General features: G+C 36.2%; 12 protein-coding genes, 1 tRNA gene and 1 pseudogene. 4 read left to right on the top strand and 10 right to left on the bottom strand.

All coding sequences use genetic code 11. The features are described 5' to 3' along the window. Positions 1–68: 68 nt before the first annotated feature. The 4 genes from H3T44_RS08940 to H3T44_RS08925 all read right to left on the bottom strand — a co-directional run bounded on the left by H3T44_RS08940 (position 69) and on the right by H3T44_RS08925 (position 5013). Complete coding sequence (locus H3T44_RS08940; RefSeq protein WP_155567566.1) at positions 69–1874, bottom strand: DUF262 domain-containing protein; 1806 nt, start codon at positions 1872–1874, stop codon at positions 69–71. A 158-nt stretch (positions 1875–2032) separates the two neighbouring features. After that, on the bottom strand, positions 2033–3418 hold the full coding sequence (gene radA / locus H3T44_RS08935) for a DNA repair protein RadA (protein WP_110439603.1): 1386 nt from the start codon (positions 3416–3418) through the stop codon (positions 2033–2035). A gap of 9 nt (positions 3419–3427) precedes the next feature. Beyond that, positions 3428–4222: an ABC transporter ATP-binding protein gene (locus tag H3T44_RS08930; protein ID WP_122122874.1), complete on the bottom strand. Its 795-nt coding sequence runs from the start codon at positions 4220–4222 to the stop codon at positions 3428–3430. Next, positions 4219–5013 (bottom strand): ABC transporter permease, encoded by a 795-nt coding sequence (locus H3T44_RS08925; protein WP_198196945.1) that lies wholly within the window; start codon positions 5011–5013, stop codon positions 4219–4221. Before H3T44_RS08925 ends, H3T44_RS08930 begins: the two co-directional genes overlap by 4 nt. A 406-nt stretch (positions 5014–5419) precedes the next feature. Between H3T44_RS08925 and H3T44_RS08920 the strand changes: the two genes are divergently transcribed. Beyond that, entirely contained in the window at positions 5420–6754 is a 1335-nt protein-coding gene (locus H3T44_RS08920) for a UDP-glucose/GDP-mannose dehydrogenase family protein (RefSeq protein ID WP_232347585.1), read from the top strand. Here the strand turns inward: H3T44_RS08920 and H3T44_RS08915 are convergent. Together H3T44_RS08915 and H3T44_RS08910 are read right to left on the bottom strand one after the other, a co-directional pair. Next, a complete protein-coding gene (locus H3T44_RS08915; protein ID WP_198196947.1) occupies positions 6744–7727 on the bottom strand; it encodes a methyltransferase domain-containing protein in 984 nt (327 codons plus the stop codon). The two genes, H3T44_RS08920 and H3T44_RS08915, sit on opposite strands and share 11 nt — an antisense overlap. Positions 7728–7820: 93 nt before the next feature. After that, entirely contained in the window at positions 7821–9191 is a 1371-nt protein-coding gene (locus tag H3T44_RS08910) for an NAD-dependent succinate-semialdehyde dehydrogenase (protein WP_110439599.1), read from the bottom strand. 248 nt (positions 9192–9439) lie between these two features. Between H3T44_RS08910 and H3T44_RS08905 the strand changes: the two genes are divergently transcribed. From H3T44_RS08905 to H3T44_RS08895, 3 genes are all read left to right on the top strand, one after another. Further along, on the top strand, positions 9440–10327 hold the full coding sequence (locus H3T44_RS08905; RefSeq protein WP_198196948.1) for a ribokinase: 888 nt from the start codon (positions 9440–9442) through the stop codon (positions 10325–10327). Positions 10328–10356: 29 nt separating this feature from the next. Next, positions 10357–10974: a trimeric intracellular cation channel family protein gene (locus H3T44_RS08900; protein WP_110439597.1), complete on the top strand. Its 618-nt coding sequence runs from the start codon at positions 10357–10359 to the stop codon at positions 10972–10974. 106 nt (positions 10975–11080) lie between these two features. Further along, a tRNA-Arg gene (locus H3T44_RS08895) sits at positions 11081–11157 on the top strand. Positions 11158–12527: 1370 nt separating this feature from the next. Here the strand turns inward: H3T44_RS08895 and H3T44_RS08890 are convergent. From H3T44_RS08890 to H3T44_RS08875, 4 genes and pseudogenes are all read right to left on the bottom strand, one after another. Further along, on the bottom strand, positions 12528–12935 hold the full coding sequence (locus H3T44_RS08890) for a hypothetical protein (RefSeq protein ID WP_155579934.1): 408 nt from the start codon (positions 12933–12935) through the stop codon (positions 12528–12530). 1 nt (position 12936) lies between these two features. Beyond that, positions 12937–13986, bottom strand: a complete 1050-nt coding sequence (locus tag H3T44_RS08885; protein WP_198196949.1) for a tail fiber domain-containing protein — start codon at positions 13984–13986, stop codon at positions 12937–12939. A gap of 41 nt (positions 13987–14027) precedes the next feature. Then, positions 14028–15083, bottom strand: coding sequence for a tail fiber domain-containing protein (locus H3T44_RS08880; RefSeq protein WP_198196950.1), 1056 nt, complete (start codon positions 15081–15083; stop codon positions 14028–14030). Positions 15084–15128: 45 nt separating this feature from the next. Then, a pseudogene (locus H3T44_RS08875) lies at positions 15129–15612 on the bottom strand (hypothetical protein); the annotation flags it as partial.

The following is a 15612-nucleotide window of genomic DNA, read 5'->3' as shown; positions in this document are numbered from 1 at the left end:
ATGATGTATTATTAGAGCACATATAAGAAGAGATCAATCTAATGCGTCAAGAACAAAACAGCATATTATTATGAAAAAATAAAATTGGATATTCTTTTTGCTGCTTTTTCAGTTGTTTCTAAAATATCATTTTTCTCCCATTTATCACTAGGATAGTTAATTAAAGTTTTCGCTAAATTATATTTGCTATTTTTATATCCATTTTTATTATGAATAAAACTTTGCTTTTTAGTTTTAAACCATTCATTACTGATACTTCGATTGATATTCTCTTCAAGCAAAATTTTGTTTCCCAATCTGTTAATTACATTTTCAAACTCATTCTTATCCATTTTTGCGTCATGTCTAATTGTCTCTATATTACGACCACTAGCTGGCATGATATGTTCAACATTAACCGTTTCAGAAAAATTAAATTTTAGATTTTTATTTTTAGCGTACAAATATTCATTAACAAATACCAGCATGTTTTTATCATATGTTAATATCGCGTCCTCAACCTCTTTGACATTCCATTTATCATGTATATGATCATAAAAATCCTGACAAACAACATGTTCTGGAATATTAAAATCGACCATCTTTATAATTTCTGCATATAAAAATATCTTAAATTTATTGCTTGAATAACCAGCATCTCCCAACTCTAATAATGAAAATAATTTCAACAATGATTCACAGACATTTATTATTTTATCTTCGGTAATTTCATCTAATTCAAAACGATATAGATAAGCGGCTAGATATAATTTAATATTAACATTACACTTAAAAAGTAACTTTATAATGGAATAATCTTTAATTTTATCCCATTTATATGCAATTTTTTTTAAATTATTGCATAGTAAAAATGGATTTTTTAACAAATCCTGCTCATGATCAGCATAATATCTTCTTAAACCTGGAGTTCTTACATAAATATAAGATTTCAAATATCCCTGTTCTTTAGCACGATTAATGTACATAAATTGTTGCAATACAGAATCAATTGTAACGACTTTTTTAGATTTTAATTTATTTGTTAATTGGAGAATCTCTTCCCATTGAATATTAAATTCCTCTCTTTTATCACCTGCATATGAATATAATTTTGCAGAAATAATGTCTGCATCTGAAAGCGGCAAACCTGTTGAATTCAATGAATTAAACATTGTAATAGCTTGTTCGACTTGCCAACTGCGTATTTCGATTACCTGACAATTTTTTAAAAAAGTTTTTGTAAATTGATTCAACCAAGAATCGCTATTTTCTCTCAATTTTTCATAAAAATTTTTAAAGTTACGAAAATAGTTTGTATATCGGTTATTATTTTTTTTATAAGGCAGTTTAAAAACTTTTTCCTCGGCATCTTTAAAATCACTGGCACCTATAATTTTATTAAATTCTTCTGGATACAATTCATTAATTGATTTATTTCCTAGTATGAGAATATTTTGTGTCTTTTTTGGATCTTTAAGCATAGAAGGTATATTTTCGGCTTCTGCTTTATACAAAATCTCCATAATTTTATTTCTATTCGCTTTAAGACCAGCTATCAATGCCTCTGAATCTTCATCTTTTGAAACAGTTTGCAGCACTTCATTTAATCGTAACAAAATGGCTTTGAGTAACAACAAAAAAGTCGTTGTACGCTGTTGACCGTCAATTAGACTGAATTGATTTTGATCCGAGCAATCAATTATAATGCTTCCAAAAAAATAAGGATCATTTGATTCACTTTCCTTAAAATTCTCTATATCTTCCAACAACTTATCACATTGTCCAATATCCCATGAATATCCCCGTTGATATTCTGGAATTAAAAAATTTTCTGTTCGATTAAGTTTTAAATATAACTCAATATTTTTAAGATTGGGTTCAATATTCTTAGCCATAATTTTTGAATTCCTGACTATAATTTTATTTTTTAGATAACTATCAAGAATTATCTTTTTTTATAAAATTGATTTAATTAACTATTAAATAACGATAATTTTGTATTTCTAACAAATATATCTAAAAGAAAAATTTCAGTAATCAAATGTAATAAATTTTATGTGAATTGAGACACCAAATCACTTATATGACCTAATTCTATCAGCTGTAATCCATTGGGGACGGATAGTTTGTTATTTCCATGTGCAATACGCTTGGGTAAAACAACTTCATCAAAACCTAGCTTAAATGCCTCTTTCATGCGTAAGTCGGCTTGTGGCACCTGTCGAATTTCTCCAGATAAACCAATTTCACCAAAATACACTGAACCTGGAGAGGCGGAATGATGGGTCAAAGCCGAAACCAAAGCTGCTGCCACGGCCAAATCCGCCGCAGGTTCGGTAATTCTCAAACCGCCTGCCATATTTAAATAAACATCCACCCCGTTAAACCGTAACGAACAACGTGTCTCCAAAATAGCAAGCAACATATTAAGGCGTGCATTATCCCATCCAATAACTGTACGTCTTGGCGCTGAATCCCCAAATTTGGGTGCCAACAAGGCCTGCACTTCCAACAAAACAGGACGGGTTCCCTCCAAACCCGCAAAAACGGCTGACCCCGCTATATGACCATGTCGCTCTGCAAGGAATAAAGCAGAGGGGTTTGCCACCTCTACCAAACCCTGTCCTGTCATTGAAAAAACACCAATTTCATCTGTTGCACCAAATCGATTTTTTGCTGCCCGTAAAATACGAAATTGATGTCCTCGATCCCCCTCAAAATATAATACGGCATCAACCATATGTTCCAGGACACGCGGCCCCGCTATAGAACCTTCCTTGGTAACATGTCCCACAAAAATCAATGCAAATTCTTTCTGTTTTGCCATACGAATCAATTCAAAAGCCGCAGCCCGAACCTGACTTACCGTCCCAGGGGCCCCATTCGCCGTATCCAGCCACATTGTTTGAATAGAATCAATGATAACGAGACTTATATTTTTTTCTTTTTCCAGCGTTGAAAGAATATCCGCAACATTTATGCAGGCAGCCAGTTGTATGTTTTTTCTTTGTTCCGCATCCTCTAACCCTAACCGATTGGCACGCATTCTTATCTGGTTAACAGACTCCTCTCCTGAAATATATAAAACGGATTGTCCCTGTCTTGATAAAGCACAAGCAGCCTGCAACAATAAAGTTGACTTTCCAATGCCAGGATCTCCTCCTACCAATGTAACTGAAGATTGGACAAGACCTCCACCCAGAACACGATCAAATTCAGAAACACCAATGGACTGACGATCAGGAGGTGAAATCTCACCATCCAGCCCTGTAAACTGAATCATCCTGCCTGCATGTCCCAGTACAGAAATCGGACTTGTTTCCCTGGTTTCCTCGCTAATTGTATTCCATTCACCACAAGCCTCACATCGTCCAGCCCATTTATGATAAATAGCGCCACAACTTTGACAGACAAACATTTTAACCGGCTTTTTCGCCAAAACGTCCTCTTATACTTTCATTTCCATTTTAATAGGACCTGCATAAAGACCATGTGTAAATTGATGCACGTAGGGATTCTCACTCTGCATAAGTTTACCAGCTTCACCCTGCCAAATCAGCTCCCCTTTATACAACATGGCAACCTGATCCCCGATCCGCTGGGCAGAAGCCATATCATGGGTAATGGCAATTGTTGTAGAACCCAGCTTCTTAACGCAATCAACAATCAAGTTATCAATTATTGCTCCCATGATAGGATCCAACCCTGTGGTCGGTTCATCAAAAAAGATAATTTCCGGTTTTGAAGCAATCGCACGTGCCAAGCCAACCCGTTTCTGCATCCCACCAGATAACTCACTGGGATATAAATCGCCAATATTATCTGCATCCAGACCAACAAGTTCCAAAACCCTGTTTGCCCTTTCCCTCGCCCGGGCACGACTAATTCTTGGCTGATTTTTACGATGTCCATTTAAAAGGGCAAAGGCAACATTTTCCCAGATAGGCAAGCTATCGAACAAGGCAGAGTTCTGAAACAACATACCCATTTCCTGTAATTTTTCTGCTTGCTCGGAATATGGCAATTCAAAAATATTTTTGCCATCAATTTCGATCGTGCCACTATCTGGTGTCATTAACCCCAAAATACAGCGAAGCAAAACAGACTTTCCACTTCCAGATCCACCAATAATAACAAAGGAAGTTCCCTCCATTACATCCATATTAATGTTACGTAACACATGGTTGCTGCCAAAAGATTTGGAAAGATTACGTATACGAATTTTGGGATAAGTTTTGGTCATTTTGCAAAAAAGATATCCGTTAACAAATAGTCAAATACTAGCAATAAAATAGAGGCGGCAACAACAGCAGAGGTCGTCGCTGCACCAACCCCCTGTGCGCCCCCACGGCTACGATATCCATGATAACATCCCATCAAGGCAATAAGAAATCCAAAAACCGCCGCTTTCACCAACCCAATTGTAACATCAATAGGTTTCACGGCATTCATGGTCGCCGCAATATAACCCTGGGGCGAAAAACCCAATTTAATGACCGAAACAGTAAAACCACCCAGCACCCCCAGGATATCAGCAATCAAAACCAGAAATGGTAAAGCAAGCGTAGCAGCTAGCAAACGGGGAGTGACAAGATATTTGATAGGATTGGTTGATAAGGTTTTGAGCGCATCAATCTGATTCGTCACCTGCATTGTTCCAATTTCCGCGGCCATGGCTGCCCCCACCCGTCCCGCAACCATCAATCCTGCCAAAACGGGCCCAAGCTCACGAGTGACAGCCAACACAACAATATTGGCAATCGCGCTATTTACATGATACTGGGATATACCGGTATAGGATTGTAACGCGATAACACCTCCAGAAAATAATGCCGTTAAAGCAACAACAGGTAGAGACAAATAACCTATATCAAGTAAAGATCCCAAAAAAATGCGCCAATAAAATGGAGGATAAAAAATATTTATAAATCCGCTTAATGCAAACAATGCGAGGGTACCCGTTTCCCGAACACCGTTTAAAGCCATACGACCTAACAAAGCAATCCAAATCCACGGACGTTTCAATTGATACATCTTAATTCCCGGTTAAACTCATCACAACATTATTAGCTAACGAATTGAGAAGTTGTTCAATAATATTGATTACAAGTTTTATCCTATAATTCTATTATTTTCTAACATTTATATTTAAGCATATAAACATCTTTTATTTTTAAACATTTTATATAGATCAAACATTTTAACCATCATCCTCTTCCCAAGAACAATCCACCCTTAGAATCTAATTATTATTCCCATCAATATTGAATATATCTATTGTCTATATACCACTGAAAACCTCTTCATTACCCTTTATAATGAACTTGTTTCAATATTTTTAAAATTTTTATTTTTTTAATTTTTAAATTAACTTAATTTAATAATCTATAAAACTGGCAATATCTTGATTAAAAATAAGGAATGTTCTGTGCGTATAGCAATGATTGGTGGAGGATATGTTGGTCTTGTTTCTGCTGCTTGTTTTGCAGAATTCGGACTTGATGTCGCTGTCGTGGAAAAGGATCCCAACCGGTTAAATGCGTTAAAGAAAGGAAATATTCCTATCTATGAACCTGGTTTGGATCTTTTGGTTCAGAATAATATCAAAGCCAATCGGTTACAGTTTTTTGAAACGATTAAAGAGGCTATTCCTGATTGTAAGGCCATTTTTATTGCCGTGGGTACACCCCCACGTAACGGTGATGGACATGCCGACATGACTTATGTCCATCAAGCAGCCCTGGAAATCGCAAAACATCTACAAGAATATGCAATTATCGTTACCAAATCAACAGTCCCGGTTGGTACAAGCCGACGGATTGCACAAATCATCCGTAAGGAAAATCCATCTCTTGATTTTGATGTCGCCTCCAATCCTGAATTTCTTCGCGAGGGCGAGGCCATTCAAGATTTCATGACACCTGACCGTATCATTATCGGTATTGAAAAAGACAGAAAAGATCGCGCACAAAAAGCCCAAGAAATCATGAGTCGACTTTACCAACCCTTATTTCAAAAAGAAACACCAATTTTGTTTACCAATTTGGAAAGTGCTGAACTGGCAAAATATGCCTCAAATTGTTTTTTAGCGATGAAACTTTCATATATTAACGAGCTTGCTGATCTTTGTGAACAAGTTGGAGGAAATATAGAGGAAATTGCCAATGCTATTGGATTAGACAGCAGAATCGGCAAATATTTTTTACGGCCAGGCCCAGGTTATGGCGGATCCTGTTTCCCGAAAGACACTCTTGCCCTAATTCGCATCGCCCAAGAAGCAGGCACGCCCTCACGGCTGGTAGAGGCAACCGCACAAGCTAATGATGCCAGAAAAGCAAACATAAGTGGAAGAATTATTCAATTATGTGGTGGTAATGTTCACAACAAAACCATTACCATTCTGGGACTCACCTTTAAACCAAATACAGATGATATGCGGGAATCCCCATCTATTCCCATTATTCACCGTTTGGTTGAAGAGGGTGCCCAGATAAAAGTTTTTGACCCTGTTGGAAATGAAAAGGCAAAACCCTTATTACCTAATACAGTTCAATATTTTGATAGAATTAACGATGCAGCCAATCAGGCTGACGCCTTGATTATCCTGACAGAATGGAATGAATTCCGTTCTTTGACACCCAAAACCCTGAAAAACTGGATGAAAAAACCACTGGTAATCGACTTCAGAAATATTTACGATCCCAAAGTGATGAAAAGTGAAAATATTCATTATTATTCAATTGGTCGACCCCTGAAAGAAAAATTTATGATTTAAACAGTTTGACTAATTGACGCAAAGGGGACGTCACACGCCAACAGAAAGAATTCTGTATGGCCGTAAGTTCCTGTTTCAATTTTGTATTTTCCTGTTCCAAATGTTGGGCAAAACTGAATTGATAGGGTGAATTTCTAATCTTTTCATAAACCTCTTTCCAGCTTTCAACACATTTTTCCCTATTTTTTTCCGATACAAGAAAAACCGTAAATTCATAACTCAGCTTTGATGGATCAATATCAAACCATTCCACACAAGCCATTTTTATAAGTCCATGTTCAGCCAAATTCATCATCAGTTTCACAAACAAACCTAAATGCAAAACCCAACAATGAATATCTTCATAATGATCAGGTATTAGTGTTCTTTCCCCCCATTCCAGAACCTCAGAAAACAGGATTTGGCTTTCCAGATTTTCTTTATCAGGATATAATCCATATTCTGCATGAATTCTTGGAATATCTTTATCATTAATTTTGTTCAATGCAAAGTCCAACACCAAGTGTGTTTCAGGGCATGTAGATTTCTTTAACCAGGCAGCGAGTAAATCAGCCAACCGGGTAGGCTGCCTTTTCATATCAAAAGAATAACGACCATCTGGCAAAACCAAACGTAATTGTCCATCAGGTTTTAAAATTTGTCGTATTTCCTCAATCCATCCAATCAAGTCTGGGACATGTTCTGCAACATGAGATGCGATTACATAATCAAACTGACCATCCACACACTCCTTCAAAGCACATTCTTTTTTCCAGATATAATCAATCTCTACCAATTGACGAGAATCAAAATTGGTATTCCAGGCAAATTGCTCTTTCAGCTCTTCCGTCGACAAATGATCTGCGTAAAAAACATTTCCATTTTCTCGACATAAAACTGGATCAATCAATGCACCGATTTCCAAACATCGTGCATGTGCAAATCGAATTCCTCTATTTAAACGTTCACGACGTAATGCAATAAAAGGTTCCATAAATTCTTGACCTGAAATAAAAAAGGATTCATTAAATATAATGAATCCCTCTTTTAATCCAAATTTCACTTTATAAATATAGTAAAAATGAAATTATTTCTCGATATAAATTAATTTATGATTAAGGAATTCAAAAATTCCCTCATCAGACAATTCACGACCATATCCAGAATGTTTCACACCGCCAAATGGAAGATCTGGCGCTGTCCAAGTAGGACGGTTGATAAAGACCATGCCGGTATCAATTTCCTTTGCAACCCGCTTTGCACGCTCAACATCTCTTGAAAATACGGTTCCACCCAAACCAAAATCTGAATCATTGGCCAACTCAATTGCCGCTTTTTCATCTGGAACACGAAAGAACATAACAACTGGTCCAAAAAATTCTTTATAGAATACTGGATTTTGCTTGGTAATATCGGTCAAAATGGTCGCCTCCATAAAAGCGCCTGAACGATTTGGACGTTTACCACCAATCACGGCCTTGGCACCATGCTTGACAGCTTCGGCTGTCATATCTGCAATTTCCTGTGCAGCTGCCTCACTGGATAATGGACCCAATGTCGTGCTACGATCCATTGGATCACCCATTTTCAGTTTAGAAAAACAGTCTGTTAAACGTTTCAGATATTCATCTGCAACAGATTCAACAACAATGAAACGTTTTGCGGCAACACAACATTGTCCCGTATTATTCATACGACCCCAAAGACCCCATTTGCATGCTGAATCCAGGTCGGCATCTTCAAGAACAATAAATGCATCACTGCCACCCAGTTCAAGGGTGGATTTCTTAAGATTTTCACCGGCTTTGCCAGCGACAATACTTCCTGCCTTTTCACTTCCCGTAAGCGCAACACCACGGACACGACGATCGGAAATGATTTTGTCGGTATGCTGAGATAATACATAAAGATTGGTATAAACACCTTTTGGTGCACCAGCATCAAGCATCAATTTTTCAAAAGCACCCGCACATTGTGGAACAATGGAAGCATGTTTGACCATTACCACATTTCCAGCCATCAAATTCGTTGCAACAACACGAACAAGTTGATAATAAGGGAAATTCCATGGTTCAACACAGAAAATGATACCTATTGGGTCATATTCAACATAGGCCTTATGACCATCTTTTGGATGTAAGGTTTTTGGTGCAAGAAATTTTTCGGCATTTTCTGCATAGTAATCAAAAATGTCTGCAGTCAAATCAACTTCCGCTTCCGCTTCTGCAATTAGTTTTCCCATTTCCAAGGTAACATAATGAGCAAATTCCGCCTTTTTATCACGCAAAATTGATGCGGCTTTTTTCATCACTTGACGACGAGTAGCAAAATCTGTCTTACGCCATTTTAAGTAAGCAGCTTGAGCTTCATCAATTTTAGCAGCTACTTCATTCTCCGTTAATTCCTGAAAGGTCTTCACCGTTTCATTGTTAAAGGGATTAACTGATTTATAAGCCATTTAAGCCGTCCTTTCTGCTTTCTGTTTAACGTAAATTAATACTCTATCTATAATCTTTTTTATGAAATAAGCTACCTTAATATCTAATACAAACATGCAATTTCACAATGTGCGATTAAATATTTTTCATATCAGGTTATTATAACCCATATTTTAAAAGAAATATAAAAATAAATTCTATCAATCTATTTCATTTAAAATAATTATAGTATCTATTTAAATATTGTAACTGACAATAAGGCTTTTTTATGAATAATATTCTGGTTATTGGTAGTTTAAATACTGACCTCGAAACTTCTGTTGATCATTTCCCTGAAACTGGAGAAACCCTGATCGGCGGCCCCTTACAGATTCATTGTGGTGGAAAGGGGAATAATCAGGCAATAGCAGCAGCAAAACTGGGGGCATCAGTTACAATATTGGGTGCAATCGGAAATGATCATTTTGGTCAAATGCTAATAGAAAACCTTAAAAAATATCATGTCAACATTACACCTATAAAAACCTGCAAACAAAGTCCTACTGCAACCGCATTAATAATGCATACAAATACAGATAATACAATTATTGTTACAGAAGGAGCCAATGAAAGTCTATCAGCCCAGGATATCCTCAATGCTGAATCTCTCATCAAATACCATGATATTATTCTTTTACAGCAAGAAATCCCTTTGGAAACGCAGATTGAAGCCATTGAGATTGCATATCGATTAAAAAAAATAATTGTTGTTAATCCTGCACCCTCACGAAAGCTTCCTGCAGATATCATTCCAAAAATCAGTTATCTTTTACCGAACGAACATGAGATAAAAGCCTTTCGACATAATGGATCAGAAACTTACGAAGATATTATCCTGCATAGCTCTACACCCATTATCATGACATGGGGTCGCAGCGGAATACTTTTTAAAAATAAAGAAAAACAGATTCAACATATCCCCGCCTATACCGTACCAACCGTCGATACAACAGGGGCAGGTGATACATTTTGTGGCGCCTTTTGCTGTTTTCTTCATTTGGGATATGAAAAAGCGATTGAAAAAGCCTTGCAAGCTTCTGCACTTTCGGTTACACGCACTGGGGCCCAAAATGGTATGCCCACACTGAAAGAATTAACCGCTTTTCAATTTCATTAACATTTCATATCCCCAGGGAACATGTTCCTATGAGTCATACTTTTTTCCATTATGTTGATTTAATCGGAACATTTGCTTTCGCCATCAGTGGAGCTCTGGCAGCCATTAATCGTAATCTGGACATCTTTGGCGTTTTTTGCATTGCCTTTGTCACAGCCTGTGGTGGAGGAATTGTAAGGGATATCTGTATCGGTTCTTTTCCTTTAGCGGGGATGATGAATCTGGAATATCTCGTTATTGTCTTGACTTCAGTTTTCCTGGCTGCCTTTTTCCAAAAATTACTTTTACATCTCAATCATCCAACTCTGTTTTTTGATGCTATCGGATTGGGTTTTTTTGCTTCGTTTGGCGCCCATAAAGCGTTTGTTTTTACCGGAAATTGCGAAATAAGTATTTTTCTTGGAACACTTACGGCCATCGGTGGAGGAATATTGCGTGATACATTAACCGCCCTGATTCCATCCGTATTAACCAAGGAAATTTATGCCTCTGCCGCCATTGGCGGAGCCATTGTCCAAATTATGGGGGACAAGAATATTATCAGTCCCACCTTTGCTCCATGGTTTGCCATTATAATCTGTAGTGCAATTCGCTTATTATCTTTAAAATTTAAATGGAATTTACCGTCAATCAAACAAATTCAATGAACCCTGTAATTTATCAATCTTGATATAAGGATAAAAAAAGAAAAATTATATTTGACAAAAGAAAAACTGGCTATTTTCATTAAAACAGAGTATGAACATTTTCAAAGGACCCGTAGCTCAGCTGGATAGAGCGTTGCCCTCCGAAGGCAAAGGCCATGAGTTCGAATCTCGTCGGGTCCGCCAATAGATATGTTTATCAATAAAATTAAACTTTAAATAACAATCAATTATCTCATTTTTTAATTAATATTATTCAACACGATAAATGAATCAAAAAAACAAAAAAATTAATAGTACAGAAATTTTGACTTTTTCCATGAAAAAATTACGAATATTTATTTAAGTCAATCATAAAACCACTCTTTAAAAAGTAATTCTATAATCAATAAAACCTATAATAATTAACTGTAATGCTCAAATTGTTGATCCAACCATTCAATACGTCGTTTGACGTAATCAATGATATGATTTACAGGCGATTTTTAAGATCTTACGTCATTGGTTCCGGGTCAATCAAATTTGCTTTCTCGATAATAATTTTGTTAATTGTCTCACTGGAAATTAAATTGCCATTCCACAACTCACGTCATCTTGCACAAATTTCTTGTTTGATGTGATGATATCATCGATAATTCCAAATGTTTGATATTCGGAAATATTTACCATATGGTTAGTGATTTTTCCATATCCCAACAATATAGGATTAAATTATTAGTAATACTGTAAAAAAAACGGTTAATTCATATAAAAATATATAATCAATAATAAATCCTTTTTTACATTTGTTATATCTTTCAATATCCACTTGTGCACTTTCAATAGGCGATTCATATAAACTTGGTAATCTGCTATTAATATTTCCTCACAACCAATTAAATTTCATTCATTATGATGGTAGACACATTTTTGCCCAAAATTATCCAAGTATCTTGGCTGATAACAACCTTGAATATAATGCTGATGATCAATCCCTTATTGCGTTTGGGAAAGATTATTTTCTAAAATATATAGACCCATGAGATTCATCATTATACCATACCTCACAAAGGAACCTTGCCATGGAAAATATAGCTGAATTACACATACCTAAATCAAACTAATCGTAACAGGAATATTCGTTTTCTAGTACCAAACAACTGTTTCGTCTTTATGAAAATGTCGCCATATTTAGTTGTAATATTGTTCCTAAGCAGAGTTCTATCTGTTCCATATCCTTTCAAAACCATACCTGAATCTGATAATAAAATATTTATCTACAACAGGATGCATTCTTTTATTCTATATTATGATTTTTCTTTACTGACGTTAAACTGACCTGTTCTTGCAATCCCCAGATTCTTACCGCAAAGAATTAAAATAAGATATTCCTTCAAAAAATGAAATACTTATTCCCTTCACTTTATCTGTAGGATTGCTCTCCTTTAATGAAAATCAGCAATGGTCTATTTGATTTAGATAATACGGTTAAATCCCATTCATCCGATATGTTACTACAACCAAACTAGACAAAATTTTCATTATTAATATATCCTATTTACTGCTGTTTTTTGGCATCAGCCATAAATCAGTTTTCCATAAAATTGTGACATTCCATCAAACAAAATTTCTACAAGGGTAACCGACCCTGCTCTTGTATCAATAAAGGGTTGCCTATTCTGCCATTTGACAGATGCATCAAATTCAACCTCGCAATTCCCTTCATAGGGTTGCTGAAGAATGATCGTCATGCGTTGCAACTGACCCTTTTGCCCTTGCCCAAGTGAAATCCTGCACGCTTTCTGGAGTAGAAGACGATAGCTGATTTCTCCCGCTTTTGGAAACATCAGGGTAATGGCTGGATCATTTACGATCCTGTTTTCAACCAATATACCAGCAGATAAACGATCAACAATCTGTCCACCTGTCATTTCCTGTCCCAATGATCCTTTTGCGAGACCTTGTGTCATATCAAATCTGCTCATTTTATTTACTTTCAAGTTTCATCAGCCGTGTCTCAAGATCATTGATTTTCTGTTTATGAGCGGCTAAAAGCATACAAATAACCTCGGTATATCTCAGTTTTTGACGATAAATAACGTCACCCTTGTCATCTTTTGGCACTTCCTGAACAGATTTAAGGATCGGCTTCCCGTTTTCATCCTTCTCGCCTGTATCCACCCTCTTGAATTCAGGTGATGCATCCTGCGTCCACATGGCATAATCGGATGGATCAAGTCCCGCATCCCTGATCGCCTGTTCTATATCCTGCGCGATAAAACCTGTATGAACACGTGCCTTGTCCTCACCTTTCTCTTTTATCGCGTCATTCAGCTTGTAATTGACAACATTGACATTATACAGGGCATCCAATAATTTCCTGTCAGAATTATCGGCTTTCTCATCAAGGATGGATGTGATGGTCTTGACGTTTTTGTCCGAGGTCACGTTTGGTGCGGTCTTTATGAAAAGATTGTTCCATGAATTTCCCGCACGTCCCAAGTCCCCGCCGCCATCATTAAGGGGATGAAAGGAAATAGAACCAAATGCATAATTGGCATTAATGTTGTCAGACCATACTACACTAGTAAAACTCTTGTTATTACCTTTTTCACCATTCAAATTTACAGAATACTGAATATGTATTTCCCTGGATTTTGGATTGGGTTCATAATCTTTTGTATAATCACCATTTATTGGTCTTAAACCCGCATTAATCCATGTAACACCATCCATATCCTTAGGCTGTGGATACACAAATTGTCCTGTCAAATCAAGTATTACAGTACCCAAGGGTTTATTTGCATCATCAATGGAAAAATATTTATCTAGATCTAAATTATTGACATAGGTTCTAATCTTATCAACATTACTTTGTGCTTGACTTGCAATTGCTGTGACACTTGCAATCTGTTCTTTTGTATCATTTGCTGTTTTAACAAGCTCTGAAAGTTGCTGTGATGTATTACCACCATCCATTGAAACATTACATGCAGACAGGTCCAAATCTTTTGGAGCGTTATTTTGATTTGTCATTTTATATCTCTTAATTAATTTCATTCATTAATTTGAAAAATTTATTTTAAATTTGATAGCCTAGTTTCTAAATCACTAATTCTTTGCTCGTAAACTTGTTTAAAATCCTCAAGTTTTTTCAATTTTTGTTTGAATGCTTGAATAAAAACACAAAATATTTCATCATATCGTAAAGACTGCCTGTAAACCTGATTACCATCAGCATCTTTTAAGAATACACACTCTCTTTTTGTAACAGGATTACCCCTGTCATCCTTTTCGCCTGTCTCAATATCTTGTGTCTCAAAAACTTTTTCTTCTATCCACATTCCATAATCAGAAGCTGACAAACCTTTATCTTTCAAAGACTTCTCAACCTCCTGAGCTATAAAACCATTATGCAATCTGGCTTTACCCTCTCCCTTTTTATCAATAGCGTAATTAAGCTTGAATGTATGAACATCAAGATTATAGATTGCATCTAGTAATTTTTGGTTTTCAACATTATCTTCATTACCCAGAGCGGAAACAATTTTTTTTTCGTTTTTATCAGAAGTTACGCTCAATGCCGTTTTTGAATAAATATTATTCCAGGCATGGTTTCCTATTCCAAGATCACCCACTCCATCACTATCGGGATGAAAAGCATCTCCTACAAAAGAACGATATGCATGCTTATCATCTGTCCAAGTTTTTAATACTACCCAATATTTATTTTTCAATGTATAATGTTCGATTATACGAGTACATGCAGGGTCAGGACTTGCACGAAATCCATTAAGATTTAAAGTATGTCCATAAGACATAAAAACAGTTCCATTATCAGAACGTGCCTTTGGACCAATAAATTGATTTGTATCATCCAAAAGCAGAACATTACCTGATTTAAAAGATTGATCCCTTGATAAATAATTATCAAGATTCAAATCTTTAATTCGCCTTGACAATATCTCACATTTTTTATCAACGTTAATTGAGGTTTCAGAAAGTCCTGCTACTTCTCCTATTGTATCATTTGCCGTTTTTACCCATTCAGATAATGTTTTTGATGTCTTCCCTTCATCAATAGAAACAGTACAATCTGAAAGATTCAAATTCTTTGGAGAATTATTAATCATTTTAATGCCCTATATATCTACAATTGAATGAAAAAATACTAGCTATTAAGCAACACAAAGCACGCCACCATTATTCCAGGAATTTTTATAGTAGACAGAACCATCAGTAAGAACGATATTACCGTTTAATGACAATCCTTCAGGCATTTTTTTACTGCCGTTGAGATAATCATCAGAAGCTATGTATAAATTACCATTTAATGAAAAATCATTTGGAATTTCAGAAACCTTTTCAGGCGCGATAACTACTCCATCTTTATTTCTATAAAGACCGGAATTAACTTTCTCAATTGAACCATTACTCATCATAAAGGAAAAGGTTAAATCATCATTCATGATAACGGATTCAACACTAATCCCTTGCTGTCCTTTTTCTCCCTTGGGAATGGAGAACTCGAGCACGGCGGTATTTTCTGATCCTGAATTGCGAACGGATGCCTGGATATCCGGATCTGTGGTGGTCACGGTTCCTATACGTATGGTAGCTGCGGCCCCCTCTTTTCCGATCGGGCCCACATCCCCCTTCTCC

It is taken from the genome of Commensalibacter sp. M0355, from assembly GCF_016101365.1.
GTDB classification, from domain to species: Bacteria; Pseudomonadota; Alphaproteobacteria; order Acetobacterales; family Acetobacteraceae; genus Commensalibacter; species Commensalibacter melissae.
Note: the sequence above shows the minus strand (reverse complement) of the source record. Positions and strands in the feature narration are given on the sequence as shown.

What these genes read in the sequence shown, in the direction of transcription:
- H3T44_RS08940 (WP_155567566.1), bottom strand. Translation starts at nt 1,874, where the DNA reads ATGGCTAAGAATATTGAACCCAATCTTAAAAATATTGAGTTATATTTA.
- H3T44_RS08930 (WP_122122874.1), bottom strand. Translation starts at nt 4,222, where the DNA reads ATGACCAAAACTTATCCCAAAATTCGTATACGTAATCTTTCCAAATCT.
- H3T44_RS08925 (WP_198196945.1), bottom strand. Translation starts at nt 5,013, where the DNA reads ATGTATCAATTGAAACGTCCGTGGATTTGGATTGCTTTGTTAGGTCGT.
- H3T44_RS08920 (WP_232347585.1), top strand. Translation starts at nt 5,420, where the DNA reads ATGATTGGTGGAGGATATGTTGGTCTTGTTTCTGCTGCTTGTTTTGCA.
- H3T44_RS08915 (WP_198196947.1), bottom strand. Translation starts at nt 7,727, where the DNA reads ATGGAACCTTTTATTGCATTACGTCGTGAACGTTTAAATAGAGGAATT.
- H3T44_RS08910 (WP_110439599.1), bottom strand. Translation starts at nt 9,191, where the DNA reads ATGGCTTATAAATCAGTTAATCCCTTTAACAATGAAACGGTGAAGACC.
- H3T44_RS08905 (WP_198196948.1), top strand. Translation starts at nt 9,440, where the DNA reads ATGAATAATATTCTGGTTATTGGTAGTTTAAATACTGACCTCGAAACT.
- H3T44_RS08900 (WP_110439597.1), top strand. Translation starts at nt 10,357, where the DNA reads ATGAGTCATACTTTTTTCCATTATGTTGATTTAATCGGAACATTTGCT.
- H3T44_RS08890 (WP_155579934.1), bottom strand. Translation starts at nt 12,935, where the DNA reads ATGAGCAGATTTGATATGACACAAGGTCTCGCAAAAGGATCATTGGGA.
- H3T44_RS08885 (WP_198196949.1), bottom strand. Translation starts at nt 13,986, where the DNA reads ATGACAAATCAAAATAACGCTCCAAAAGATTTGGACCTGTCTGCATGT.
- H3T44_RS08880 (WP_198196950.1), bottom strand. Translation starts at nt 15,083, where the DNA reads ATGATTAATAATTCTCCAAAGAATTTGAATCTTTCAGATTGTACTGTT.